Genomic DNA, 25,576 nt, shown 5'->3' with positions numbered 1-25,576 from the left:
GCCGTCGCGCCGCACCGTCGCGGCCGGGACGGCCGGGTTCGGCGCACATCCTGGTCCGGTCGCGGACACGTGTGCGGCGAACCGCTGTTGGACACCTCGGTGGTGCCCGATAGTCTCACAGGTACCGCCTCGCGGCGCCAGGGCCTCATACAGCCCCGGAACGCCGGTCCGCGCGCCCCGGCACACCGCCTCTTCTCGTGGACCGACACTCACACGTGTGCGGACACCGGACACACCCGGTCGGCCCGTCCGGTGCCCGGCCTCAGGAGCTTCCGGCCTCAAGACCGCCAAGGCGCCGACGGCCGGCCGACCGCAGTCCCGCCGCAGGCGGCCGCCAGCATCCCAAGGAGACGTTTCAGTGAGCGTGGTGTTCTTCCGCAGGCCCGCCCGGCGCCGGGGGCCCGACATGCCCGAGGGCGACCTGGCGCTCCAGGAACCCCCGGTGCTGTCGGAGCAGGTGCCCGACAGCGGGTCCGGGATGATGACGTATCTGCCGATGGCCATGATGTCGGGTGCCATGGTGCTGCTCTACGTGCGGCCCGGCCAGGCGTCGAACCCGATGACCTTCGTGGTGGTCGGGGTGATGGCAGTGGCCATGGTCCTCATGCTGGCCGGCCAGATGATGCGCGGTGGCGCGGAGCGCAGACAGAAGCTGCGAGGTGCCCGCCGTGACTATCTGCGCTACCTCGGCGGAATGCGACGCAGGGTCAGGGCGGCGGCGGCCGAACAGCAGCACGCCCTCGCCTGGCGTCATCCCCGGCCCGCCAACCTGTGGTCCCAGGCCCGCACCTCCCGGCTGTGGGAACGCCGCCCCGCCGACCCGGACTTCGGCGAGGTCCGGGTGGCCGTCGGTGAACAGCGCCTCGGCCTGCGTCTGACCACCAAGGCGACCAAACCCGTGGAGGACCTGGATCCGCTGACCGCGCACGCCCTGCGCGCCTTCGTCAACGCCTACTCCACCGTCCCCGACCAGCCCATCGCCCTCTTCCTGCCGGCGTGGTCGAGGGTGCTGCTGCGGGGCGAGCGCGAGGAGATCACGGGCCTCGTACGGGCCGTGCTCGCGCAGCTGGCCGTGGCGCACTCCCCGCAGGAACTGGTGATCGCCTTCTGTGTGTCCGCCGGCCAGGCGGCCGAGTGGGACTGGGCCAAGTGGCTGCCGCACACCCACCACCCCTCCGAGACCGACGGGGCGGGCCCGGTGCGGTTGTTCACCTCCTCCGCCGCCGAGCTGGAGGCCCTGCTGGGCGAGGAGTTCGCCGACCGGCCGGCCTTCGAGACGGACGCCACCGCCGGCACGGACGAGCCGTACACGGTGATCGTCGTCGACGGCGGGCAGGTGCCCTCCGGCCACCGGCTGGGCCGGCACGGGTTCCGCAACGCCGTGGTGCTCGACCTCTCGGGTGAGCTGCCCTGGCGACCCGGTCGTACGACGCTGCGGCTCCAGGCCGAGTCCGGCGAGGTGCGGCTGGCCCGTACCGACCGCAACCGCAAGGAGTCGTTCACCTCGCTGGGCCGGGCCGACCGGCTCGGCCCGGCGGCCGCGCGGGCGCTGGCGGCGGTGCTGGCCCCGATGCGCACCGGGGCCGCCGTCGAGACGGCCCAGCCGCTCTCCACCGACGTGCAGCTCACCACGCTGCTGGGCATCACCGACCTGTACCGGTACGACCCGAGGGCCTACTGGGAGGCGCGGGGGACCTCGGCGGCGCGCCGGCTGCGCGTCCCCCTGGCGGTGGGCGCCGACGGACGCCCGGTGGAGCTGGACATCAAGGAGTCGGCGGAGGGCGGCATGGGGCCGCACGGCATGCTCATCGGCGCCACCGGCTCCGGCAAGAGCGAACTGCTGCGCACCCTGGTACTGGCCCTGGCGCTCAGCCACTCCTCCGAGTCCCTCAACTTCGTGCTGGTGGACTTCAAGGGCGGTGCCACCTTCCTCGGGCTGGACCAGCTGCCGCACACCTCGGCGGTGATCACCAACCTGGCGGAGGAGGCCGCGATGGTCTCCCGCATGCAGGACGCCCTGCACGGCGAGCTGATCCGGCGCCAGGAACTGCTGCGCGCCGCGGGCAACTACACGTCCGCGCTGGACTACGAGAAGGCACGCGCCGCGGGTACGCCGCTGGCGCCGCTGCCGAGCCTGTTCGTGGTGGTCGACGAGTTCAGCGAGCTGCTCTCGGCGCACCGCGAGTTCATGGAGCTGTTCGTGATGATCGGCCGACTGGGCCGTTCGCTGGGCGTGCACCTGCTGCTGGCCTCGCAGCGCCTGGACGAGGGCCGCATGCACCAACTGGAGAGCCACCTGTCGTACCGGATCGGCCTGCGCACCTTCTCCGCGATGGAGAGCCGGGGCGTGCTCGGTGTACCGGACGCCTACGAACTCCCCTCCCAGCCCGGCGCGGGCTTCCTCAAGAGCGGCGTCGAGCCGCTGACCCGGTTCCGCGGCGCCTACGTGTCGGGGGCCTACCGGCAGCGCTCCGGAGCCCTGGCCCAGGCCCAGGTCGCCAGCCAGGTGGTGTCCTGGAGCGGGGAACGGGTGGCCGAGCGAAGCGCTCCGCCGACCGCCGGGGAACTCGCCGCGGCGGCCGGCGGCGAGGACATGGAGGAGGAGGTCCCCTCGCTGCTGTCCATCGCGATCGAACGGTTGCGGGAGTCGGGCCCGCCGGCCCACCAGGTGTGGCTGCCTCCGCTGTCCCAGTCCCCCACGCTGGACCGGCTGCTGCCGCCGCTCTCCCCCGACCCCGTCCTCGGGCTGACCACGGCGGACTGGGCGGGACGCGGTGGTCTGGCGGTCCCCGTCGGCATCGTCGACCGGCCCTTCGAGCAGAGGCGTGACCTGCTCACGGTCGATCTGTCCGCCGCGGGCGGTCACGTCGGCATCGCCGGCGGCCCGCAGAGCGGCAAGTCCACACTGGTGCGCAGCCTCATCGCCGCCCTGGCCCTCACCCACACGCCGCGCGAGGTGCAGTTCTACTGCCTCGACTTCGGCGGCGGCACCCTGACGGCCCTGGCCGGGCTGCCGCACGTCGGCTCGGTCGCGGCCCGGCTGGACAGTGAGCGGGTGGCCCGCACCCTCGCCGAGGTCGCCTCGCTGCTCGCCCGGCGTGAGCGGATGTTCCTGGAGCACGGCATCGACTCGATGGCCACGCTGCGCCGGCGCAGGGCGGCCGGTGAGTTCCCCGACGAGGCACACGGGGACGTGTTCCTGGTGATCGACGGGTGGTCGACGGTCCGGCAGGACTTCCAGGACGACGTCCCCGCGCTGAGCCAGCTCGCGACGCGGGGGCTCAACTACGGCATCCACCTGATCACCACCGTCTCGCGCTGGGTGGAGCTGCCCGCCGCTGTGCGCGACCAGGCCGGCACCAAACTGGAGCTGCGCATGGGGGACGCCATGGACTCCGTGGTCGACATCCGGCGTGCCGCCGCCGTGCCCCGGTCACCGGGACGCGGTCTGACCGTGGAGACGAAGCTGCACTATCTGACGGCGCTGCCCCGGATCGACGGGGAGGAGGCCGCCGACGACCTCGCCGACGGTGTGACCGACATGGTCTCCGCGGTCGCCGAGAGCTGGCCGGGGCCGAGCGCCCCCGCGGTGCGCATGCTGCCGACCCGGCTGTCCGCCCACGAGCTGCCCCCCGTCGCGGCGGACCGCCGGTTCAGGTTCCCGCTGGGTGTGGAGGAGACCGAACTGGGCACCGCGTGGCAGGACTTCTCCGAGACGCCGCATCTGGTGCTGTTCGGGGACAGCGAGACCGGAAAGACCAACCTGCTGCGCCTGATGGCGAAGTCCATCGTGCAGGCGTTCACGCCGGCCGAGGCGCGGATCCTGGTCGTGGACTACCGGCGCCAGCTGGTGGAGGCCGTGCCGGAGGAGTACCGGCTCGGCCACGCGGTCTCGGTGGACCAGCTGCGCAACCAGCTCGCCGGTGTGGGCAAGGCTCTGCGGGAGCGGGTGCCGGGGCCCGACATCTCTCCGAGCCGGATGCGTCTGGCGGACTGGTGGAAGGGGCCGCGGCTGTTCGTCCTGGTGGACGACTACGACCTGGTCGCGCAGCCGATGCAGACTCCGTTCGACGTGTTGCTGGAACATCTGCCGCTGGGTTACGAGGTGGGTGTGCACATGATCGTCGCCAGATCGGCCGCGGGCTCCATGCGGGGCCTCAACGACCCCTTGGTGCGCCGTCTGCTGGAGGTCAACACCCCGGGTCTGCTGTTGTCCTGCCCGCCGTCCGAGGGCGCTGTCTTCGGCGTCAAGCCTCGCCAGCTGCCGCCGGGACGCGGCCAGTACGTGACGCGCAGGTCGACGACGAAGATCCAGACGGCGCTGATGGACACCGCCGACGACCCCGCCCCGACGACGACCTGACCCACCCGTGCCCGTCCCGGCGTCCCGGCTGGAGGACGCCCCCGAGGGGGCGCCACGACGGCCGGGGCGTCCGGGACCGCCAGGACCTCGCCGGTGGTGTCACGCGTGCCCGGCAGGCGCGTGCGACGCGTGGTCCGTCACCGTCACGCCGGGCCGCGCCCCCCTTCGCTGCCGGGACGGCGGGTGTCGCGGAGTATTGCGGGGTGTCGCGGCCCGCCCACGGCCTCAGCCCTGTGCCCCGCGCCCCGGACGTGGTCCCAGACCCCTGTCCCCGGCGATCCGATGGGATCTGCCCGCCGGTCCGTGCCGGGCACCCGCCCGGCGCCGCAGCGCCGACGTCGCCCACAGCCCCATGCCCAACGCACCGCAGGCGCCGGCCAGTGCGCCGGCCCTGAGCACCGCGCCGTCGTCGTCCGGGACGTCGAGCACCCGGATGCCCTGGGCGGGCGCGGGCTGTGCGGCGGCGTGAGCGGGCAGCACACCGGTGAGCGCTCCGTTCACGTCGAGGCGCGGCACGTCGGCCGGGTATCCGGTGCTCGCCATGCGCGCGGCGGTCTGCCGGGCGGTCAGTTCCGGGTGGTAGGCCCGGACCAGGGCGGCGGCGCCCGCCACGTACGCGGCGGCGAAGGAGGAGCCGCTGCCCACGAAGTGACCGCCGCCCGTGACCCCGATGCCGGTCACCTGGTCGCCGGGCGCCGCCAGATCCGCCGCGGCCGGCTCGAACGAGCCGTCGGGGCGTGTCCCGTCCACCCCGAAGTCCACCACCGACAGCACGTCCGGCGCGGCGGCCGGCCAGAACGACGCGGTGGACGCCTGCCCGTCCCGCGCGGTGTCCGCGTCGTCGGGGACGGCGGGGGCGACCAGCAGCACGTCGTGTGCCGTGGCGTGGCGTACGGCGGCGGCGAGCCCGGCGGTGTCCTCGGGCAGCGCGGCGGAGACCGCCACCACCTCGCACCCCGCGTCCACCGCCGCGCGGATCCCGAGGGCCACCAGCGAGGCGGACGGCGTCCCGGTGGCATCGGTGCCCCGGGCCGAGAAGATCCGCGCGCCCGGTGCCACACCGGCCAGACCGACGCCCGCGCGGGGAGCGGCACCGATGATCCCGGCGACGAAGGTGCCGTGCCCCACGCAGTCCGAGTCCGCGCCGGAACGGCCCGTGAGCCGTCCGGACAGCGCGTCCGCCCGCGCCGAGACACCCGTGTCGACGACCCCGACCGTGACTCCTGTGCCGTCGCTGAACAGGCCGGCCCTGCCGAGCCCGAGCAGGCGCTGCGCCCACGGCACCTGTCGCATCACGGTGGCGGACGCCTTCGCGCACCCCTCGGACGAGGAGTCGATCCGGCCCGCGACGACCGGCAGCCGAAGCTGGCTCGGCGACGACGACGGGGAGGGCTCCGGACCGGCCGCGGCGGCCGGTCCGGCGGCGGCGCACAGCAGTACCGTCAGAGCGAGGGCGTGTACGCCCCGGCCGCGGCCCGCCCGTGGGGGCCGGAGAGGGGTGGGGGGCACTGTTCCTCCGTCGCCTGTCGCCGTCGTTCCGGAGTGGAAGCCCCGGGCGGCGGGAGGCCCGGCCGGCTCCGCGCGGGCACCGGCCGTCGGCACGGATGCCGCCACGGGTGGGCACATCGTATCCGTTCGCCGCGGGTACCGTCCCCAGGTGTCCCGCTCACATGTGTCGGCCCGGTAGGTACCCTGCCACTATGCGCGTGTGATGCGCGTGGCACACCAACACACCTGAATGAGAAGACATGCTCCGGGTGTCGGTTCGGCAAATCCACTGTCGCGCCGCGCACTTCGGTTCGAACGCCTGTTACGTTTCTCCATGCACACATGTCACGAGAGCGCCGTCCTCGTGCCCCGTGTCGGCACGTTCTTCGGACCTCCGGCACGGAGAACGCGGAACGCGTCTCGTTGATCGGTTCGGCCCAGGCCGCGGCGTCACGTGCCCCTTCCCGCTCCAGCGGAGCCGGGAGTTCGGGGTGAGCGTTGCGTCGCAGGGCGACGCATGACCCGCGTACCGGGCCTACCCCAGATGAAGGCGAGTGGAGCCGACCATGATCGTTTCACCGGACCCCGTCCCCCGGACGCGGCCGCGAAGCACGCGGCCGCGCGTCACGCCCGTCACCGACCGCTCGTCCCGGACCCTCCGATGAACCGCAGGGCCAACAGGAACACCCGCCGGCCCCGACAGCCCGCCGACCACGGAACAGCCACCCCTTCCCCGTTCACCGTGACCCCGGTGGAGGGCACCTACGTCGTCCACCGCGAGGCACGGTTTCCCGAGCGTCTCGCCGATGTCGCCACCGCTCTGCGGGACGACTCCGAGGGGCGGGCGACCCTGCTGGTGGGGACCGTGCCGGCCGACGACGAACTCGACGAGTTCGCGCGGCGGCTCGCCCCCGTGGTGGGGGAGCTGAGCCTGCGGGACGTACGGCTGCTGGTGCTGGTGATGTCGCAGGGCGCCGTGGACCGCGCGGCGGCGCCCTCACCCGCCCGCCGGCTGTGCGAGGACTGGGGGCTGGAGGTGGTCGCCCCGAGCGGCCGCGCCGTCGTCGTACCGGGCGGCACCCTCTTCTCCCCCGACGGCGCCACCGCTCCGGGGGGCTGGTGGCAGTTCTCCCCGGGGCTGGTGCCCCGGCGGCTGGGGGCCCGGTTCCCCGTCCCCGACTGGGAGGCGCAGCTCGCCCGGATGGACGCCGAGGTCGCCGACGGCCACCTGGTGACGCCGGTGCCCGCCGGACTGCTCGTGCGGCCCGCCGGCGTCCCGGCCGGGGGTACGGACGGGATCGAGTACGCGGTTCCGGTCGACCCGGGGCGGCCGCAACTGCTGGTGGGCGTCGCCGGCGCGCCCCCGGTGAGCGCCGATGCCCTGGCCGGCGTCCTGGCCGCGCTGCCGGGCCGCGTCCGCGGTGCCGTACGGCTGCTGCCGGCCGACGGGCGGGACCTGCTGGCGGTGGGTCAGGAGACCGCGGACGCCCTGGGGCTGGAGGTGGAGGTCGCCAGCGGGCTCCCGGTGCTGCTGGAGGACGACTCCGTGCACGCGGCCGCGCGGACCGTGCTCGTCGGCCCTGACGGCGCCCCGGCCTGGGAGCCGTACGTGGAGAGCGTCCTGTGCGCGCCGACGGAGAGCGGCGGCACTCCGGAGCCGCGCGTCGGCTCCTGGCGGGCGCCGGCCACGGGGCTGGAGGAGGGCCCGGAGCCGGGCGTCTTCCTGCTGGACGACCGGTGGCGGACGTCACTGACCCGGGCCGGGTTGTGGGTGGGCCGGCACGGCGACCGGCCGCCGCTCACCGCCCGGCCGGCCGACAGCGACGTGATGGCGATCGACCTCGGGGTGCCGGGCCGGGCCCTGGACGACTCCCTGTGGCCCGCCCTCGACCTTCTGTTCGCCGCGCTGGAGGGCGAGGCACGCGAGCGTGCCATGATCCAGGTGCACGGCCACACCAGCGCGGACGGGATGCGTGCGCTGCGCCGGCTCGCGGTGCGGCACGGCATGGTGCTCGCGCCCAAGGGCTGGCGATCCGGTGCCGCGCAGGAGGAGGGCGCCCAAGTCCTGGCGGCCCCCCTGTCCGGCGTCGCCGCCCCGCGGACCGAGCCGCCGGCGCAGGTGCCGGCCGCCCCACCGGTGCAGTACGTCACCACCACGGGCGGAACCGCCCCGACCGACCACTCACTGGGCGCCGTTCCCGTACCCGCCGCGGACTCCGGCCGTGGTCCGGACACCGGTCACCTCCCGTACGCGACCGCCGCGGCCGGACTCCCCCGCTCTCCCGCCCCGGCTGCCGGGGCGGGAGCGAGCGCGGGGGCGCACCCGGCGCCCGGGACGGCCGAGGCCGTCCCGGCACAGTCACCTCTACCGGCTCCGGCCGTCACCCCGGCCCCCGTGGCACCCGTTCCGCCCGAGCCCACGGCACCACCGGCACCTCCCCGGCTCCCCGCCGCCGCACCGTCGGCCCAGGAACCGGACCAGGAACCGGACCAGGCCGACGCCGACGCCTACGCCGACGACCCCTACGTACCGGACTGGCCGCCGCCGGTCGCCGCGCGGCCCGCAACGACGGAGCCCGTCGTCGAACCCGAGCCGTTCACCCCGTTGTTCACCTCCTCGGACGCCGTCCTCGGCGGCCCGGGCGCCACCGCTCCGTGGAGCGCGTGGCCCGAGAGCCAGGGCACCGGGCAGGCAGGGCTTGAAGAGGGCGTTGAGCACGCGGACGGCGGACGGCACGAAGAAGGCCGAGAGGGCGGAGACCTCGCCTGCGAGGAGCACCGCGGCGGCACGTCGACGGAGCCCGAGGCGGGCACGTCCGACGACGGCGGGGTAGGCGCCCACCGGGGCCTCGTAGAGGGCACGCCCGAGGAAGACGGGCCAAGTGCCGCGCGGACCGTCCCGCCGGAGCCCGCCGGGGCCGTTCTGCGCGAACTCTCCCACGTGCCCATCGCCCCCTCCCACCGCAGCAGCCCCTCGGAGCGGCAGGCGCTCCGCTCCCACCTGGGCGCGGACTGGGAGCGGCACGCCGGTGCCGTCCAGCGCGCCCTGACCCGGCTGCCCGGCCTCCGCTCGGCCGGCCGGGAGGACGACGAACTCACCGCCGACCTCACCGCCCTGTACGCCTACCTCAGCGCCGGCGAGGGCAGGCTGGACGAACGGGGCCTGTCGGCCGGTCTTGACCGCCGGGACCCCGGCGCACTGGCCTACCTCGGCTGTCTGGCGTCCGCGCTGCGCAGGCTGCCGTCTTTCCGCGGGGCGGCCGTCAGGACCGCGGGCGTCTTCGACGAGGCGACGCGACTGCTGCTGCCCGGTGAGGAACTGGGCGCCGCGGTCCCGGTCAGCGCGAGCGGCTTGGACGACGGGTATCCGTCGCTGCCCGACGACCACTACCTGATCTGGTCGGCGACCGGACGCAGGATCGGGTCCCTGGGCGATAGCGACAGCCCGTTCGACCAGGAGGAAGTGGTGTTCGGTCCGGGTACCCGGTTCCGGGTGCTGGACGTGCGCGAACGGGCCGGTGCCCGCGTGGTGCTGCTGCGCGAGCTGGCCGGCGCCGTGCCCCCGGCCGTCCCCGGCCACCTCGACACCTCCGACGCCCCGGTCCTCGACCGGCTGGTAGCCCTGGCCGACCGGCCGGCCGTCCCGCGCGGTGAACGGCAGTGGCCCGCCCGGTGCGACGGCCTGCTCGGCCTGCTGCCCGAAACACCGCACACCGGCGCCCCGCCCGGGTGACCCGGACCCCACGAGCCCCGTCCGCCCGCGCCGATGGCGCGGTGCCGGACGGTTCCCCTGATCAGTCCTGATCAGCCCCGCCTGACCAGCCCCGTCCGATCAGACCCCGTCTGACCGACCCGCAGCTGATCAGCACACGTTAAGGAGCACCGATGTCATCGACGTACTCGGCGTCCTCCGGCGGACCACCGACCGCGGCGGCCGAGCCGCGCAGGATCCGTCGTGCCGTGGCTCTGCCCTCCGCGGACGATCCCGTGGCCGGCCCGACGACCGCGCGGTCCTCGCGCGACGCCGCCACGGGTCTGGCCGCCCCGGCCGCCGGGGTCGCCCCCGCCGCCCAGCGGACCGGACACGGTCCCTCCGCCCGCCGTCGTCCGCACCCGTCCGGCCCCGAGCGGTCATCCGCCTCCGAGCCGGAGGTCACCCTGGCCGAGGGCATCCCGGGCGTGGTGGCGGCCGGGCGCCGCGCCGGTGCGCCGCCCGCGAACCGGGCGGCGGGCGGACGTCGCACCGGCGGCAAGCCGCTGCTGGTCGCCGCCGCCATGGCCGGAGCCGTACTGGCCACGGTCCCGTTCGTGTCCCACTCCGGCGGCCGGACCAACTACGAGGGGCTCGGCCAGCAGGTCCCCGTCACCTCCGAGTCCCCGGGGGCGGACGGCGACCACGCCTCCGGCCCAGACCAGCAGGCGGGCCTGCCCTTGCAGGACCCCGTCGACGGCGGCGCGGCGCCCGTCATCCCTCAGCCGCGGGCGACCGAGGGCAAGGCGCACGACTCCGAGGAGACGGCACCGGCCTCCCCCTCGGGAACCGGTGCCGAAGCCGGACCCCGGCGGAGCGACGGTCCGCTGTACGGCCCGCCCGTGCCCCCCGCTTCCGGCGATGACGGTCCGGGCCGGGGCAGCGTCCTCGGCATCGGGGTGGCCGGCCCGTCTGCCGGGGAGCGGTCGCGCCCGGCGGACCACACCGTGAAGCACGACAGCGCCTCCGGGGCGTCGTCGCACACCACGGCGGGTCCGGTGGCGCGGGCCGCGAAGCCCGGAACGGTCGTCAGGGCGTCGGCCCCGTCCGCCCCGGCGAAGACGTCCACGCCCACCTCCCAGACGTTCCGCAGCTCCTCCGGGACGGCGTCCGGCGACTCGGCCAAGGCCGCGACGGCCACGACCGCCGCCCCCGTGAAGGCCCCCGCCACCCCGGTGAAGGCCACCGCCGCCCCCGTGCGGGCCGCAGCCCCCACCGAGACGGTCGCCGCCAAGCGGGACTGGAGCACCCGTGTCATCACCGCCACCACGGTGATCGGCCCGGGTGAGAGCGTGGCGTCCGACCGCATGAGCATCACCATGCGCACGGACGGCAACCTCGTCATCACCGACGAGAACGGCACGGTCCGCTGGTCCTCGAACACGCAGGGCACCGGATACCAGGCGGTCTTCCAGGATGACGGGCACTTCGTCGTCTACACCAAGGACGCCCGGACGGTGTGGTCCTCCGGGACCGCCGGCAACCCCGGCGCCCAGCTGGTCATCCAGGCCGACGGCAACGTCACCGTCCTGTCGGCCGGCGGAGCCGTTCTCTGGACGGCGAACACCCAGCACTGACCGCACGATCGCCGCGGCGGCCACCGCAGGCGGCGCGGCCCTCGCGGACGCCCGGCCGGGACCCCCGGCCGGGCGTCCGTCGCCTCGGAGCCCCTCATGCCGGGCGGCGCCACTCACCCCGCTCAAGAAGAACACCACGAGGATTCCACTCCCTGCGGCGAGTCTGGTCCGGTGGATGCGCCGTCCGCCGCGTGGGTCGCCGACCCGGTGCCGGGCGACGTGCCGGGCGACGCTCCGGGCACGCCGGCAACGGCCCGGACGCCGGCGGCCGGCCTTCGAGAGGGACGAGGACGAGCAATGAGTGACACGACATGCGCACCGTCGCCTACCGCAGAAGCCCGCTGGCGAGCGACGGAGAGAGTCCGATCGACGGGGAACCGCCCCTCCCCCTGCCCGGCCCGCGTGAGCTGCCGGTGCGCGTGGAGGCCATCGCCCGGAGCCCGGTGGACCACAGCGCCCGCCAGGACACCGCCCCGGGCGCCGAGCCGAAGGTGCTGGGCCGGGACGCCGCGGGCACGGTCTTCGCGGTCGGCGAGGAGGTGCGGCTGTTCCAGGCCGGCGACGACGTCTACGGCGCCGACGCGGTCGACCGCCCCGGCACCAACGCGCATTTCCGCGCGGTCGACGAACGCATCGCCGCCACCCTCGGCTTCGCCCCCGGCCATGGCGCCGACCCCCTCGTCGACCACCACAAGCCCCTGGGTCCGCGGCTCACCGAGGTCGCCCCACGGGGCCCCGGCTCCGTCCTCGGCACCACCGGCACGCACCGCGACCTCGCGGACCACGCCGGGGCGCTCAGTCCCTTCGGGCGGATCGTCGCCATCGACGACTCCGGCTCCCCGCCGATCGGTTCCGGACCCCCGGCCGGGGCGGCCGGCACCACATCCTCGGCCGGATAGCCCGCCTGGTCGACGCCGGCCTCCTCGACACCACCGCCAAACGGGACCTGGGTCCCGTCGACGCCGTCAGCCTCCGCGAGGCCCACCGCCTCCTGCAGTCCGGCACCACCACGGTCGGCGAGAAGGCCCTCACCGGGTTCCGGGTTCCGGGTTCCGGGTTCCGGGTTCCGGGTTCCGGGTTCCGGGTTCCCGCCGCGGCCCCGCCATGACCCCCGTCACACCCTCCGCGCACGGCGGTACCACGGGATGCTCCCCCATGACCGGCGGGGCCACTCGACCGGTCACACGTGTTCGGGGCGCCATGGACCACCCCGTGACACATCGTCACAGGCATCCGACTCGTTGGGACATGTGTTCCTTGAGTACCCTCAGAAACACATCGCCCGCGCGACGGCACGTTTCCCCGTGGCTGCATCGCGCGCACGGCCCACCGTGGGTGCTTCGCACATCCCGGCCGCGCGGGCGTCCGTCGGCGGTGCGGAGGGTTCCGGGCCGGGCGGCACCCGGTGAGCGGGCTGGGCGGGCGGACCGCCCGGCCACGACGCGGGTGCCGTCCCGCCCGGACCCCGGACCGGGGCGGACCGGGCAGCACACTGAGGAGGATCGGCCGTGGCACGCACGACACTGACCGTTGACCGGGACGGCAGCGGTGAGTACCCGACGATCGCGTCGGCCCTGGCGCGGGCCCGCGCGGGATCGGTGATCAGGGTGCGGCCGGGTGTGTATCCCGAGAACCTGTCCATCCGCGCCCAGGTCACCATCGTCGCCGACGGGCCGCGTGGCTCGGTGGAGATAGCCCCGCGCACGGGGGCCGCCATCACACTCGCCGCGGATGCCGTGCTCCTGACCGACCTGGTGCTGACCGGCGGTGAGGACGACCTCCCGGTGGTCGACGCGGTACGCGGGCAAGTGGCCCTGGACGGCTGCCGGATCGTCGGCACCGGGTGGACGGCGCTGCTCAGCCGGAACACGGGATCACTGGCCATGAGGGGCTGCCAGGTGACCAACCCGGCCGGTGCGGGGGTGGTGGAGACCGGTTCGGCCGGCAGCGTGCTGGAGGACTGCGTCATCGAGCACCTGGCCACCTCAGCCGTCGTCATCAGCGAGGACGGCCGTGCCGTCATCCGCTCCAGCGTCCTGCGCGACGCCCGCGGCAACGGCGTACTGGCCAACGGCCGGTCCGCCGGATCGGTCGAGGACTGCGAGATCTCGGACACCGACAAGCCCGCCGTGGCGCTGGAGGGCTCCACCACCGTCGCCGTGCGGCGCACCACCGTGCACAGCTGTGCCCTCGGCGTCTACGTGGCCAGCTCCGCCGTCACGTCATTGACGGACGTGCGGGTGCGCGACACCACCGGGCACGGCTTCGCGGTCACGGACCGCTCCGACCCCCAGCTGACGGGGTGCGCCACGGAACGCACCGGCGGCAGCGGCCTGTTCGTCACCGACCGGGCCCGGGGACGCTACGCGGACTGTGTCTTCACCGACGCCGCCCTGCCGGCCGTACAGGTCGGGCAGTCCTGCGCCCCGGCACTGACCGGGGTCCGGATCTCCGGCGGCCGGGACATCGGCGTCCTGCTGACCGAGGAGTCGACCGCCGAGATCGACGGGCTGGACGTCTCGGGCACCGGCGGTCCGGGCATCGCGGTGCGGTCGGGCGCGCACCCGGTGCTGCGCCGCGGGCGCGTCCGGGACGTCCGCGGCACCGGCATCCTGGTCGGGGAGAAGGGCAAGGGGCGGTTCGAGGACTGCGAGGTCCGCGGCACCAGCGGCCCGGCACTGCGCGTCGAGCACGCCGGCCGTCCGCAGTTCGCGGCCTGCGCCTTCCACTCCGCCGGCAAGGCGGGGGTGTCCGTGGCCGACGGCGGCGCCGCCGCGCTGCGCGACTGCGAGGTGAGCGCGAGCGCGGGCTCGGGTGTCGCGGTGGACAACGGAGGCGAGGCCTCCCTGGTCCGGGTGCGGGTCACCGGCTCGAAGGCGCACGGCATCCTCGTCTCGGCAGGCGGCCGGGGCACCCTGGACGGCTGCGTGTGCACCGGCAACACCGGCGACGGCATCCGCCTGGACGGCACCGGACCCATCAGCGTCAGCGGCTGCGCGGTCCACTCCAACCAGGGCGCGGGACTGCGCCACACCCGGCCCGGCCCCGCCCTGGAGGTCGACCGGCTGGACAGCTCGGACAACGGGCTCCCCGACTCCTGGCAGCCCGCCGCCCCCGCCGCCGGGCCGTCGCGTCCGGGCGGCGCCACCGAAGGCGGCGCCGCGGAGCAGGCCCCGGCACTCGAGGGCCCGTTCGCGGACCTGGACGCGCTGGTCGGCCTGGGCGGTGTCAAACGGCAGGTCAGTACACTCGTCAGCCTCGGGCGTCTGGCCCAGCGGCGCGTCCAGCTGGGCATACCGGCACCGCCGATGAGCCGTCACCTCGTCTTCGCCGGACCTCCCGGTACGGGCAAGACCACCGTGGCCCGGCTGTACGGCTCCATCCTCGCCAGTCTCGACATGCTGCCCTCCGGACATCTCGTCGAGGTCTCCCGCTCGGACCTGGTCGCCCAGGTCATCGGCGGAACCGCGATCAAGACGACGGAGGCGTTCCGCAAGGCGCTCGGCGGGGTGCTGTTCATCGACGAGGCCTACACCCTGCTCTCCGACAGCAAGGGCTCGGGCGCCGACTTCGGCCAGGAGGCCATCGACACCCTCGTCAAGCTGATCGAGGACCACCGCGACGAGGCCGTGGTCATCGTCGCCGGCTACTCCAAGGAGATGGACGACTTCCTCTCTGCCAACCCGGGCCTGGCCTCCCGCTTCACCCGCACCATCGAGTTCGACAACTACTCGGTGGACGAACTCGTCACCATCACCGAGAACATGTGCGCCGACCACAGCTACGTACTCGCCCCCCTGACCCGCGAGGCGCTGCGCGTGCACTTCTCCCGGATGCGCCGGGACGCGACCTTCGGCAACGGACGCGCCGCGCGGCGGGTGTTCGAGGAGATGGTCGACCGGCAGTCGTTCCGGCTGGCGTCCCTGCCCGACGCGGGCGAGACCGACCTGACCCTGATGCTGCCGGAGGACGTCGGCGAGGACGAGGCCGCCCAGGCCCGGTCCGGGACCGAGGAGGCCGCCGAGAACTCCGACGCGCTCGCCCGGATCCGGGCCATGACCGGGCTCGAGTCCGTCAAGCGGGAGGTCGGGGGCATCGTGGACCTGCTGTCCACCTACCGGCAGCGGGCCGCCGTCGGGCTGCCCACCCCGAGGGTCAGCCACCATCTGGTCTTCTCCGGACCGCCCGGCACCGGCAAGACCACGGTGGCCCGGCTCTACGCCGACCTCCTGCGCTCCTTCGGCATCCTTCCGCGCGGGCAACTCGTCGAGGTGGCCCGCGCCGACCTGGTCGGACGCTACATAGGGCACACCGCGCAACTCACCACCGAGGCCTTCCAGAAGGCCATGGGCGGGGTCCTCTTCATCGACGAGGCGTACACCCTGACACCGGAGAACTCGCCGCAGGACTTCGGCCGCGAGGCCGTGGACACGCTGCTGAAACTCATGGAGGACCACCGCGACGAGGCGGTCGTGATCGTCGCCGGCTACCCGGACGAGATGGGCCGCTTCCTCGACTCCAATCCTGGCCTGGCGTCCCGCTTCACCCGCCGCATCGAGTTCGAGAACTACTCGACGGACGAACTGCTGGCCATCATCGCGCAGCAGACGAGCACCGCGGGCTACGAATGCGCCCCGGAGACACTCGACGCGCTGCGCGTCCACCTCGACTCGCTGCCGCGCTCCCGCACGTTCGGCAACGCGCGCCTGGCCAGACAGCTGGTGGAGCTGATGATGACCCGCCAGGCCGGCCGGCTGAGCGGGCTCACCAGCCCGGACCTCAAGACCCTGACGATGCTGCTGCCTGAGGACCTGCCGGTCGGCGCCGCGCCGGTCACCGGGAGAGGCTGACCGGCCGGCCCGCCGGGATGCCGGTCCGGCATCGGGTCATGACGAACGGGTCTCGGACACCGGATGCCGACGGCTGATCGAAGAAGGATGTTCTCCAGGCTCTACGGGGGTCACGGTCGGCCACCGGCCGGCCGTGCCTGAAAGCCAAGTGATCTGTCGGGGCAGCTCTCCGGCTCGGTCTCGAGCCCGCGGCCTCGCTGCTGGGTGTCACACGGGTGGGATCGGCAAGGACACGGCGAGCGACTTCGCGGATGACCTCGCAGGCGTGCGGGTGCGGTTCGCCGTGATCGCTCCTGCCGCCCCTCACTGTACGCACCTACGGGAAGCCGTAGGAGGGCTGGGACTCGGGGCGGCCGGCGGCACAGGTCTTGACGGTTGCATCACGGTTCCTGCACCGGATGGCGCGCACCTCCGTCTGCGCGCCTCGGACGTCCATGGCGGAGCGGTTCTCGTCGGCAGCGTCGCCGAGGTCCCAGGGGCCGTCATGCCCGTACAAGACGAGCATCTTCTTCTCGCCGCGCATCTTGCGGCGATGTCCAGGCAGTCGACAACGTCGCGGCCCGGCCGATCGACCGCGGCGACGACCGGGCCGTCGTGCGGTCCCCTCCGGTCACGGAGCCACGGGCCGGGACTCGGACGGGGTCCATGGGACCCATGGCGCCGAGCAGGCACTTACCGCACCTCGTCGTGGGGTCGTCCGATCGCACTGAGGTCCGTACCGCGCATGTTGCTCTCCGTACGCGGGCGCACGGTGCGGAGAATGGCGGCACGGCCTCGCCGGGCGATCCTGGTCAGCCGAGGAAGCTCAGCCGGACCTTGCGGTCGGTGTTGTCGACGTTGGTGTCCGCCAACCTCCGTTAAGAAAACCCCAACGATACGACTGACCAGCCCTGCGCCTACAGCCGCCGTCCAGCATGCAGGTCAAGTACAAAAGCCGGGAGCGGATGGCCTCGGCCGGAGCATGTCCGCGAGCGCAGGGTCAACAGTGGCTGCGGGAAGTCGGCGCTGAGCCTGGGCGGAACATCCCCGAGGGCGCGGGGTCGACACTCCGAGACCCTCGCCGACGCGCGGGCCTCGCGGACCATCCCCGCAGGCGCGGGGTCGACACTTCCTGGCCTGCACCTCCACCGCGCAAGGCTGCTGATTTCATTTAGTACTCCAGCAGCGGTTCGTGTCCTGAGCTGCGTTTTCGGTAGGGGCAGTGGCGGGCGACGGCCTGGCGGCGTCTTCTCCAGGCTGACCACTTCAGTGCGTGGGCGACAGGGTCGTGGTCGCTTCGTGGGTGGGGCAGGAAAGTGTCCAGGAGCCGCCGGATCTCTGCCACGGTGAGCGGGACGAGGGCTGATCCGTTTCTGCAGCCCCCTTTGCGGCCTCGCCGCCGGCCTGGGCGGCGAGTGCGGTCAGGACCGCGTGGGCGAGCATGGCCAGGGTGATGTGCCGATACCAGCCGGGATAGCGGCGGACCTCGTACTGGTCGAGGCCGCATTCGTTCTTCGCGGCCTGGAAGCACTCCTCGATCGCCCAGCGGGAGCCGGCGATGCGGGCCAGCTCGACGATCTCGACACCGACGGGGGCGTAGGCGAGGTAGTAGGCGAGTTCGCCGGGGTCGGACAGGCTGCGGCGAGCCATGACCCAGCGGTCATGGGTCGGCGGGTCGGGGTCGAAGATGACATTGGCGGGCAGCTTGGCTGCGGCCCAGTCGTAGACGCGCGGGCCCTTGGCGCCGTCGCCGCAGGAGAGTCTCCGCCAGGCATCGGCAGGGGCGTCCTCGATGAACTGGTCGATGCGCCAGATGCCGGCCAGGGACTTGATCTGCTGCGACTTGGGCACCGCCACCACATAGCCGACGTCGAACTGCTCGAGCAGGCGGCGGAAGTGCCAGTCCTGCCCGTAGGCCTCGTCCGCGGTGACCCAGGCAGCGGGCAGGCCGGCGGCCAGGCAGCGGCGGACGATGTCCCGGGCCAGCCCTCCCTTGGTCGCGAAGCCGCGTTCGTCGGGGATCTTCGCGCCCGGCAGCGGGCGCGGTCGGACGTCCAGGCCTTGGGCAGATAGAGCTCCCGGTCCACCAGGGCCCGGCCCGAACGGGTGGCATAGGCGGCGAACACCCCGATCTGGCAGTTGTCGATCTTTCCCGAGATGCCGGTGTACTGCCGGCCGACCCCGGCCAAGGTGGCGCCCTTCTTGATGAACCCGGTGTCGTCAATGATCAACACTCCATTGAGGCCAAGGGACTCACCGACGTAGGCACGGACATCGTCACGCAGGGCGTCCGCGTCCCAGACACTGCTGTTCAACAGCCGCTGAAAGCCGTCCGGCGTGCGGTGACCGGCCCATTCCGCGAGCTGCCAGCCGTTCTTCCGTGCTGCTTGGCCCAGCAGACCGCGGACGCAGTCCCGCATCCGCCACCGCAGATCCGCCCGAGCGAACCGGCCCGCCACCCGAGCGAACACCGACTCCAACTCGTCGCCCCAGCAACCGACTTCAGTCATGCCCTCCATACCAGGACAACGACAATCAGCAGCTCAGGACACGAACCGCTGCTGGAGTACTAAAGCACAACCGTGGCGTCCTGTTCCGGGCCATGTATGAAGCCGGGCGCCCAGCGAACCGGGGCACTGGCCGGGAAAAGAGTCACCCGCACACCGAAGTCGAGCAGGATCTCCTTGCGGGCTTGTACGTCCGGTGCGCGAAACCACCGGTCGGCGACCGTCTCGCCCGTAGGCCGCCGGACCATACCGGGTGCCCTCTGGGGTTCGGCTTCCAGCGCGGCCAATTCGCGTCCCAGCGCGGCGTACCGGTCCCGGAACCAGGCGGCGTCGTCCGCGCGTCGTAAAGCCCGGCCTCTCGGTCGGCTCGCAGTCGTTCACGGTTGGCCCGGGTCTCCGCGATGCGCTCGGCGATACCATTCCCCGGGTCGTAGACCGTCTCGTAGATCAGGCCGTCTCCAAGTTCCCGCAGGAACCATTCCTCGACATACGCGTCGAGGAGGTGGGCGTAGATGAGCGGCGCCGGGCGACAGTGCTGAGACTGAAGCCAGCCCTTGTTGCGGGCTGTGCACGTATACCGTGGCGGGACATCGTTGGATGTCTGGGTGTACAGGCGTGTATGGCATTGCCCGCACAGGGCGACGTTCGTCAGCAGGTACTCGCGGTTGGAGCGGCGGATCCATGTCGCTTTCCGGTTGGACACGGCAGTTTTCAACGCCTCGTGTGTCGCCCGGTCCCACAGTCCTTCGCAGAGTTTCACGGGATTGCCGTCCTCCCTGCTGAGGACCGGCTTGTTGCGGTGCATCAGGTAGCCGAGGGTGGCTTCCGACAGAAGGATGTTCTTCAAACTCTGCGGGGACCACGGCCGGCCCCCCGCCGGCTTGCCGTACATGACGGCCAGGTGATCCGCAGGCGACAGTTCCCCGGCTCGGTTCAGGCGCGCGGCCTCGCTGCTGGGTGTGACGTCGTCGGGATCGGCCAGGATACGGCGAGCGACTTCGCGGATGACCTGGGAGGCGTGCGGGTGCAGTTCGACGTGATCGATCTTGCCGCCCATCACCGTGCGCACGTACCGGAAGCCGTAGGACGGCTTGCCCTTGGGGCGGCCGGCGGCGCGTGTCTTCACGGTCGCATCACGGTTCCTGCGCTGGATGGCGCGCAATTCCATCTGCGCGCCCCAGGCTTCCATCGTGAAACGGTTCTCATCGGCGGGGTCGTCGAGGTCCCAGGCGCCATCGTGCCCGTACGTGACGAGCATCTTCTTCTCGTCGCGCATCTTGTAGCCGGTGTTCAGGCAGTCGACGACGTTGCGGCCCAGCCGATCGACCGCGGCGGCCACCAGGCCGTCGTACGGGCCCCGCTCGTCACGCAACCACGGGCCGAGGCTCGGACGGGTCATGGGATCCGTGGCGCCGGAAACCTCCCAGTCGTCCGCCCAGCCGATGATGTGCGCCCCGACAGAGGCGGCAGCGGTCAGCACGTTTTCTCGCGCTGACGCTCCGGGGAAGACGTCGCCAGCTTCACGCGCGACAGCCGCCGCACTCCGAGCAGGCACTTGCCGCATCCGTCGTAGGGTCGTTCGATCGCACTGAGGTCCGTATCGCGCATGTTGCTCTCCGTACGCGGGCGCACGGTGCGGAGAATGGCGGCACGGCCTCGCCGGGCGATCCTGGTCAGCCGAGGAAGCTCAGCCGGACCTTGCGGTCGGTGTTGTCGACGTTGGTGTCGACCAGGCACACCGACTGCCACGTCCCCAGTTCCAGACGGCCGGCGATCACCGGCAGGGTGGCGTGCGGGGGGACGAAGGCCGGGAGGACGTGGTCGCGGCCGTGGCCGGGGGTGCCGTGGCGGTGCTGCCAGCGGTCGTCGGCGGGGAGCAGGGTGTGCAGGGCGGCGAGCAGGTCGTCGTCGCTGCCGGCGCCCGTCTCGATGACGGCGATCCCGGCCGTGGCGTGCGGGACGAAGACGTTGAGGAGTCCGTCCCGGCCGGCCGCGGCCTCGCGCAGGAAGCTCTCGCAGTCGCCGGTGAGGTCGACGACCCGCTCCGAGGAGCCGGTGGTGAGGTTGAGGACCCGGGTGGTGAAGGAATCTGGCATGGTTCCATCCTGACGTACGCGGGGCCGGTCGCGGGCGGCGGGAAGATCCGTCCCGGTGACGCTGTTGGCGCCGGTGTGAACCACGTGCGCGAGACCGAGGTCGTCGTCATCGGGGCCGGGCAGGCGGGATTGTCCGCCGCCTACCACCTGCGCCGCACCGGGTACCAGCCCGGGGCGGACTTCGTGGTGCTGGACCACTCCCCCGGTCCGGGCGGCGCCTGGCAGTTCCGCTGGCCGTCGCTGACGTACGGCAAGGTGCACGGGATGCACTCGCTGCCCGGCATGGAGCTGACCGGCGCCGATCCGCAGCGGCCGTCCTCCGAGGTCGTCGCCGGGTACTTCACGGCGTACGAGCAGAGGTTCGAGCTGCAGGTGCGGCGGCCCGTCGATGTCCGTGCGGTGCGGGAGGGCGGGGACGGGCGGCTGCTCGTCGAGACCTCAGACGGGGACTGGTCGACGCGCGCGCTGATCAACGCGACCGGCACCTGGGACCGGCCCTTCTGGCCGCGCTACCCGGGGCAGGAGACGTTCCGCGGGCGGCAGTTGCACACGGCGCGGTACGCCGGACCGCGGGAGTTCGCCGGGCAGCGGGTGGTCGTGGTGGGCGGCGGCGCCTCGGCCACCCAGCACCTGCTGGAGATCGCCCCGTACGCGGCCGCCACCATCTGGGTGACCAGGCGCCCGCCCGTCTTCCGGGAGGGGCCCTTCGACGAGGACGCGGGCCGGGCCGCGGTCGCGCTGGTGGAGGAACGGGTACGGCAGGGGCTGCCGCCGAAGAGTGTGGTGTCGGTGACCGGGCTGCCGCTGAACGACGCGATCCGGGCCGGTCTCGAGTCCGGTGTCCTGGACCGGCGGCCCATGTTCGAGCGGATCACGCCCGACGGGGTGGTGTGGGCGGACGGGCGGCGGGCCGACGCCGACGTCCTTCTGTGGGCGACCGGGTTCCGGGCGGCCGTGGACCATCTGGCACCCCTGCGGCTGCGGGAGCCGGGCGGCGGCATCCGGGTCGAGGGCACGCGGGCGGTCGCCGATCCCCGGGTGCACCTCGTCGGCTACGGGCCTTCGGCCAGTACCGTCGGCGCCAACCGGGCCGGACGCGCGGCCGTGCGGGACATCAGGCGGCTGCTGGCCGGTACCGGCGCGGAGCGGCCGGCCGCGTGATGTCCCGCCGGCCGGAGGTCAGGGCGTGGCGGGGGCGGTGCGCGGCGAGGCACTGCCGGTGACGCGGTGGTTCTCGTTGAACTCGGCCACGTTGCGCTGGTGCTCCCGGTAGTCGGCGGTGAAGCGCGTGTCGCCGGGTTTGACGGTGACGAAGTACAGCCAGTCCCCGGGGGTCGGGCCGATCGCGGCGCGCATGGCGGCTTTGCCGGGGTTGGCGATGGGGGTCGGCGGCAGTCCCATCCGCTGGTAGGAGTTGTAGGGGCTGTCGACCTTGGTGTCGTCCTCGGTGGTGTGCAGAGTGGAGCGGTTGAGGGCGTAATTGAGGGTGGAGTCCATCTGCAACGGCATGCCGCGCTCCAGCCGGTTGAAGATCACCCGGGCCACCTTGCCCATGTCGGCCTCGGTGGCGGCCTCGGCCTGCACGATGCTGGCGATGGTCACCGCCTGGTAGACGTTCATGGCGTTGCGCTCGGCGCCCGCCGCGACCGGGGCGCCGTTGAACTCGCGGTTCGCGGTGTCCACCATCGCCGTCAGCAGCTTCTCGGGGGTGGTGCTGTCGTCGAGCGGATACGTCGCCGGGAAGAGGTAGCCCTCGGGGTTGCCCTCGGCGTCGGCGGGCAGCTTCAGCCGGGCCTTGGCCAGGGACTTCCCCGTGGTGCCGGGCGGCAGGGCGAGGGCCTTGTCGACGGCCTCGTAGACCTGGGCCGCGCGCCGGCCCTCGGGAACGACCAGAGAGGTGGGGCGGGCGTCCTCCTCGCCGTCCCGGGTCAGCAGCGGCACCGCCACGGCGGTGCCGGCGACGACGGCTCCGGCCGCGATCAGGGCGATGCGGCCCCGACGCGTCAGTCGGATCCTGCTCCTCATGCTCCGTGGCGGAGTGTTCGTCTGCATGCGGGCACGGTAACCCCCCTAATCCCCTCAAGCCGTTCATAACAGTCACTCCGGGCATATTTTCAGCTTGTCGGCACTCGTCGTGCGTCCCGTCGGACGAGGGCCGCGTACCGCCCGTCGAGCTCCAGCAGTTCCTCGTGCGTGCCCCGCTCCGCCAGGTGCCCGGAGTCGAGGACGGCGATCTGATCGGCGTCCCGGACGGTGGACAGCCGGTGCGCGATGGTGATCGTGGTGCGGTCGGCGGACAGGGCGTCCAGGGCCTGCTGGACGGCGGCCTCGGTACGGGTGTCCAGGGCGCTGGTCGCCTCGTCGAGGATGAGCACGGGCGGGTCCCGCAGGATCGTGCGGGCGATGGCCAGGCGCTGCTTCTCGCCGCCGGAGAAGCGGTGCCCGCGCTCGCCGACGACCGTGTCGTAACCGTCGGGCAGCGCCGCGATGTGGTCGTGGATCTGCGCGGCCCGCGCGGCCTCGACCAGTTCCTCGTCGGTGGCGTCCGGCTTGGCGAAGCGCAGGTTGTCGGCGACCGAGGCGTGGAAGAGGTACGTCTCCTGCGAGACGACGCCGACCGCGCGGGTGAGGGTGTCGAAGTCGAGGTCGCGCACGTCGACCCCGTCGAGGGTGACCCGGCCGCCGGTGACGTCGTAGAGGCGGGGCACCAGGTAGCCGAGGGTGGACTTGCCGGCACCGGTCGGGCCGACGACGGCGAGGCCGCCGCCCGCCGGGACGGTGATGTCGATGCCGTCGAGGACCGGCCCTCCCTTGCCGTCGTAGCGGAACTCGACGTTCTCGAAGCGGACCTCGCCCTTGATCTGGTCGAGGTGGACGGGGTTCTCGCGTTCGGTGATGTCGAGGGGCAGGTCGAGGTACTCGAAGATGCGCTGGAAGAGCGCGAGCGAGGTCTGGATCTGGACGCCGGTGGACAGCAGGCTGACCGCCGGGCGGAACAGGCCCTGCTGGAGCGAGACGAAGGCGACGATCGTGCCGATGGAGACGTCGGGCCCGCCGAGCTGGAGGGCCAGTCCCGCGGTCCAGTAGATGACGGCGGGGAGGGCGGCCATGACGATGGTGATGACCGCCATGCGCCAGCGGCCCGCCATGTTGGACCGCACCTCCAGATCGACCAGTCGCTCGGACTCGCCGGCGAAGGAGCGGGTGAGCGAGTCGGAGCGGCCCATGGTGCGGCCCAGCAGGATGCCACTGACCGAGAGCGACTCGGTGACCGTGGCGGCCATCGCGGCCATCTGCTTCTGACGCTGCGTGGTGATCTTCTTGCGCTCGTTGCCGACCCGGCGGCTGACCCAGACGAAGACCGGCAGGAGCAGCAGCGAGACGACGGTGAGGCGCCAGTCGAGGGCGATCATCGCGACGACGGTGGCGATGACGCTGGTGGCGTTGGAGACCAGGGAGGTGGCGGTGGAGGTCACGGTGGCCTGCATGCCGCCGATGTCGTTGGCGATGCGGGACTGGACCTCGCCGGTGCGGGTGCGGGTGAAGAAGGCGAGCGACATGCGCTGGAGGCGGCCGTAGACGGCGGTGCGCAGGTCGTGCATGACGCGCTGGCCGACGGTCGTGGAGATCAGCGTCTGGAGTACGCCGAAGACGCTGGTGAGGACGGCGCCGAGGATCATGCCGAGGGCCAGCAGGCTCAGCAGGCCGGTGCGGCCCTCGGGGATGGCGACGTCGAGGATCTCCCTGATCAGGAACGGAGTCGCGACCGAGACCAGCGACGCGGCGCCGACGAGTGCGCCGACGACCGCGAGGCGGCCCCGGTAGGGGCGGAAGAGTCTCAGGATGCGCCGCACCTGCCGGGGCTGTTCCCGTGCGTCGGCGGGCGGGGTCCAGGAGATGTCGTGCTCGGGTTTCATGGGCTCCTTCGACAAGTGCGGGACGGTGGGCCCGGCGGCGGCCGGCCCGGGCGGCGGGACGGGGACGGGGCGGAGGTGCGGCGCGGGCCGCTCCCGGACCATCACCGCCGTCCACCCCGCCCCCGCGGCCTGCGGCGGTTCTCGCGGCGAAGCGACCGGGCGCGGTTTCCGACCGTACGGCGACCGGCCGCCGTACGGTCACACGCGGCTGCCGGGGCGGGGGCGGATGACCGGCGTGCCGGTCCATCGGCGGCCGGCACCGCGGCCGTCGACGGGCGGACCGTCGGCCGTGCGCGGTGATGCCTTCCTCGCCGCGAAGGTCATGGGGTGGGCGGAGTTTTCAGGGATCATAGCTCACTGTTACCTACACTCACAATGAATGTCGTCCTGATATTGTTCCCGCATGACCGCCCCCGATCCCGACGGTGTCCTCGCCGAGCAGTTGCTGCGGCTCACCCGCCGGGTGCACCGCATCCAGAAACGCCATCTGGAACACGGTGACCTCGGCATCACCCCCGCCCAGTCCCGCCTGCTGCGCACCCTCGCCCACTACGGCTCCCCGCCTCGGATGGCCGACCTGGCGGAGCGCCTGGAGGTGGTCCCCCGGGCGGTGACGACACTCGTCGACGGGCTGGAGACCGCCGGGATGGTGCGCCGGGTGCCGGATCAGGCCAATCGCCGGGTGATCCGCATCGAACTGACGGACACCGGGCGCACGGCCCTGCTCGAACTGCGCCGTGCGCGCCGCTCGGCGGCCGAGGAGATCCTGGCGCCGCTCAGCACCGAACAGCGCGCGGCGCTCGGCGCGCTCCTGGACACCCTGATCGACGGGGCCGCCGTCGTGCGCCCCGGCACCGGCGCGGACTGAGCCCGCAGGCCACACCGGGGCCTTCGTTCCGGGAGAACGGTCCCCGATCGAGTCGTCCCGCTCCGAGCAGTCGTTCCGCGCCGCCGGGACCGGCGCGGTGGCGTTCCGGCCGGGCGTCCCGCCAGTCGTGCGGGGAGCACAGCCGGATCTCGGCGCCTCCGGGGAAAACCGCTTGATTCC

At 73.1% G+C, this 25,576-nt stretch carries 13 protein-coding genes and 1 pseudogene; 7 read left to right on the top strand and 7 right to left on the bottom strand.

Annotated elements, in window-relative coordinates; genetic code table 11:
• The first annotated feature begins 364 nt into the window (after nucleotides 1-364).
• The gene (gene eccCa / locus Sdagh_RS04245; RefSeq protein WP_190078638.1) at nucleotides 365-4,363 is read left to right on the top strand and encodes a type VII secretion protein EccCa; all 3,999 of its coding nucleotides are present in this window, start codon (nucleotides 365-367) and stop codon (nucleotides 4,361-4,363) included.
• A gap of 225 nt (nucleotides 4,364-4,588) precedes the next feature.
• On the opposite strand, the gene Sdagh_RS04240 is transcribed toward eccCa, so the two are convergent.
• Nucleotides 4,589-5,872: a S8 family serine peptidase gene (locus Sdagh_RS04240; RefSeq protein ID WP_189422656.1), complete on the bottom strand. Its 1,284-nt coding sequence runs from the start codon at nucleotides 5,870-5,872 to the stop codon at nucleotides 4,589-4,591.
• 730 nt (nucleotides 5,873-6,602) lie between these two features.
• Here Sdagh_RS04240 and Sdagh_RS04235 point away from each other — a divergent pair.
• From Sdagh_RS04235 to Sdagh_RS04220, 4 genes are all read left to right on the top strand, one after another.
• A complete protein-coding gene (locus Sdagh_RS04235) occupies nucleotides 6,603-9,584 on the top strand; it encodes a hypothetical protein (RefSeq protein ID WP_190078635.1) in 2,982 nt (993 codons plus the stop codon).
• A gap of 227 nt (nucleotides 9,585-9,811) precedes the next feature.
• Nucleotides 9,812-11,179 carry a hypothetical protein gene (locus Sdagh_RS04230; RefSeq protein WP_190078634.1) on the top strand — a complete coding sequence of 456 codons (1,368 nt, stop codon included), beginning with the start codon at nucleotides 9,812-9,814 and terminating at the stop codon, nucleotides 11,177-11,179.
• A 311-nt stretch (nucleotides 11,180-11,490) separates the two neighbouring features.
• Nucleotides 11,491-12,078, top strand: coding sequence for an alcohol dehydrogenase catalytic domain-containing protein (locus Sdagh_RS04225; protein WP_226534524.1), 588 nt, complete (start codon nucleotides 11,491-11,493; stop codon nucleotides 12,076-12,078).
• A gap of 609 nt (nucleotides 12,079-12,687) precedes the next feature.
• The gene (locus Sdagh_RS04220; protein WP_190078633.1) at nucleotides 12,688-16,029 is read left to right on the top strand and encodes a right-handed parallel beta-helix repeat-containing protein; all 3,342 of its coding nucleotides are present in this window, start codon (nucleotides 12,688-12,690) and stop codon (nucleotides 16,027-16,029) included.
• 316 nt (nucleotides 16,030-16,345) lie between these two features.
• Here Sdagh_RS04220 and Sdagh_RS04215 read toward each other — a convergent pair whose 3' ends face one another.
• The 4 genes and pseudogenes from Sdagh_RS04215 to Sdagh_RS04200 form a co-directional block, all read right to left on the bottom strand.
• Complete coding sequence (locus tag Sdagh_RS04215; protein ID WP_190078632.1) at nucleotides 16,346-16,552, bottom strand: hypothetical protein; 207 nt, start codon at nucleotides 16,550-16,552, stop codon at nucleotides 16,346-16,348.
• Between the two features lie 722 nt (nucleotides 16,553-17,274).
• Nucleotides 17,275-18,518 (bottom strand): annotated as a pseudogene (locus Sdagh_RS04210) (IS701 family transposase).
• Nucleotides 18,519-18,660: 142 nt separating this feature from the next.
• Nucleotides 18,661-19,995 carry a recombinase family protein gene (locus Sdagh_RS04205; RefSeq protein WP_229879943.1) on the bottom strand — a complete coding sequence of 445 codons (1,335 nt, stop codon included), beginning with the start codon at nucleotides 19,993-19,995 and terminating at the stop codon, nucleotides 18,661-18,663.
• A gap of 193 nt (nucleotides 19,996-20,188) precedes the next feature.
• A complete protein-coding gene (locus tag Sdagh_RS04200; protein WP_189422650.1) occupies nucleotides 20,189-20,611 on the bottom strand; it encodes a YjbQ family protein in 423 nt (140 codons plus the stop codon).
• Between the two features lie 75 nt (nucleotides 20,612-20,686).
• On the opposite strand from Sdagh_RS04200, the gene Sdagh_RS04195 reads away from it, so the two are divergent.
• The gene (locus tag Sdagh_RS04195) at nucleotides 20,687-21,772 is read left to right on the top strand and encodes an NAD(P)-binding domain-containing protein (protein ID WP_190078368.1); all 1,086 of its coding nucleotides are present in this window, start codon (nucleotides 20,687-20,689) and stop codon (nucleotides 21,770-21,772) included.
• An 18-nt stretch (nucleotides 21,773-21,790) separates the two neighbouring features.
• Here Sdagh_RS04195 and mltG read toward each other — a convergent pair whose 3' ends face one another.
• Both mltG and Sdagh_RS04185 read right to left on the bottom strand, forming a co-directional pair.
• Nucleotides 21,791-22,663: an endolytic transglycosylase MltG gene (gene mltG, locus Sdagh_RS04190; protein WP_190078369.1), complete on the bottom strand. Its 873-nt coding sequence runs from the start codon at nucleotides 22,661-22,663 to the stop codon at nucleotides 21,791-21,793.
• 62 nt (nucleotides 22,664-22,725) lie between these two features.
• Complete coding sequence (locus Sdagh_RS04185; protein ID WP_189422644.1) at nucleotides 22,726-24,528, bottom strand: ABC transporter ATP-binding protein; 1,803 nt, start codon at nucleotides 24,526-24,528, stop codon at nucleotides 22,726-22,728.
• Nucleotides 24,529-24,931: 403 nt separating this feature from the next.
• On the opposite strand from Sdagh_RS04185, the gene Sdagh_RS04180 reads away from it, so the two are divergent.
• On the top strand, nucleotides 24,932-25,396 hold the full coding sequence (locus Sdagh_RS04180; RefSeq protein ID WP_189422642.1) for a MarR family winged helix-turn-helix transcriptional regulator: 465 nt from the start codon (nucleotides 24,932-24,934) through the stop codon (nucleotides 25,394-25,396).
• The last annotated feature ends 180 nt before the right edge of the window (nucleotides 25,397-25,576 follow it).

Origin of the sequence: Streptomyces daghestanicus (genome assembly GCF_020521275.1) — a bacterium.
Classification (GTDB): domain Bacteria; phylum Actinomycetota; class Actinomycetes; order Streptomycetales; family Streptomycetaceae; genus Streptomyces; species Streptomyces griseoviridis.
Note: the sequence above shows the minus strand (reverse complement) of the source record. Positions and strands in the feature narration are given on the sequence as shown.